Origin of the sequence: Nitriliruptor sp. (genome assembly GCF_040882075.1) — a bacterium.
In the GTDB taxonomy this organism is placed as follows: Bacteria; Actinomycetota; Nitriliruptoria; order Nitriliruptorales; family Nitriliruptoraceae; genus Nitriliruptor.
In genome coordinates this window covers 1-1,294 of record NZ_JBBEBZ010000026.1, presented here as the reverse complement: position 1 = coordinate 1,294, position 1,294 = coordinate 1, and the positions used below count along the sequence as shown (strand labels likewise).

The following is a 1,294-nucleotide window of genomic DNA, read 5'->3' as shown; positions in this document are numbered from 1 at the left end:
GAGGAAGCGGTCGTCGACTTCGCGGCGCAGGCCGACGCGCGGCTCGCCCCGTACCGCATCGAGCACGGCGCGTCGCTGTACGGCATCGCGGCGGACCGCCCGACCCAGATCGCGCAGGACGTGTCGGGGTTGGCCGACCACCTCGACTACGTCTCCCCGATGATCTACCCGTCGCACTGGGGGCCGGGGGAGTACGACGTCGCGGACCCGAACCGTCAGCCCTACGACATCATCACCGCGACCCTCGAGGTGTGGAAGGCCCAGACCGACGGCAAGCGGGCCCGGATCGTCCCGTGGCTCGAGGACACCAACTACCGCGCGTGGGACCGCCCCTTCCAGGTCCGCGAGCAGATCCGCGCGACCCTCGACCAGGGCATCGACGAGTGGCTCATGTGGGACCCGGTCGTCAACTACACCATCGAGGCCTACGAGCCCCGCTGACCACGGCCGGGGTTCGACGGTCGGGGTTCGGATGGTCGGGGTTCCGACGGGGCCGTGTCGGCGTCGGCTACAACCGAGGTCTTCCCCGTAGACCCTGTCCACCGACGTCCGTCCCGGCCCTGCCGTGGGCGAACGAGGAGCCTGCCCGGCGTGGCCGATCTGACCTTCTTCTACGGGACCATGAACTGCGGCAAGTCGACCCTGGCGCTGCAGATCCACCACAACGCGGCGATGGCTGGCAAGCACTGCCTGCTGTTCACCAAGCACGACCGCCAGGGCGGGGCGATCAGCTCACGCATCGGCCTCTCGCAACCCGCGGTGCTCGTCGACGACGAGCTCGACCTGCGGGCCTACGTCGGTGCGCGCATCGGTGACGGGTACCCGGTCGACGTGCTGATCTGCGACGAGGCGCAGTTCTACTCGACCAAGCAGGTCGGCCAGCTCGGGAGGATCGTCGACGAGCTCGACGTCGACGTGAACGCCTTCGGCCTGCTGACCGACTTCACCTCGCAGCTGTTCCCCGGTTCGCAGCGGCTGCTCGAGCTCGCCGACCGCCGCCAGGAGCTGCAGGTCGAGGCGCGCTGCTGGTGCGGCGAGCGCGGCAACTTCAACGCCCGGACCATCGACGGGGTGATCCAGCGGGCCGGCGAGCAGGTCGTGGTCGGCGACCTCGACGAGTCCACCGTGGCCTACGAGGTCCTGTGCCGCCGCCACTTCCGGGCGGGCACGACCCGTGAAGGCGCCGACCTGCCGATCGCGACACGGACCGGCGCCGGGAGGCCGACCGCTGCGCCGGTCAGCTCGGACCGCTGACCGGACGCGTTGGCCGGACGCGTTGGCCGGACGCGCTGAC

Annotated in this window: 2 protein-coding genes; both read left to right on the top strand. The window is 70.6% G+C overall.

Annotation, left to right across the window (positions count from 1 at the left end):
• On the top strand, positions 1-441 hold a 441-nt coding region (locus WEB03_RS01470; protein ID WP_368069195.1), incomplete at its 5' end, for a putative glycoside hydrolase.
• Between the two features lie 150 nt (positions 442-591).
• Positions 592-1,254 carry a thymidine kinase gene (locus tag WEB03_RS01465; RefSeq protein WP_368069194.1) on the top strand — a complete coding sequence of 221 codons (663 nt, stop codon included), beginning with the start codon at positions 592-594 and terminating at the stop codon, positions 1,252-1,254.
• Positions 1,255-1,294: the final 40 nt, after the last annotated feature.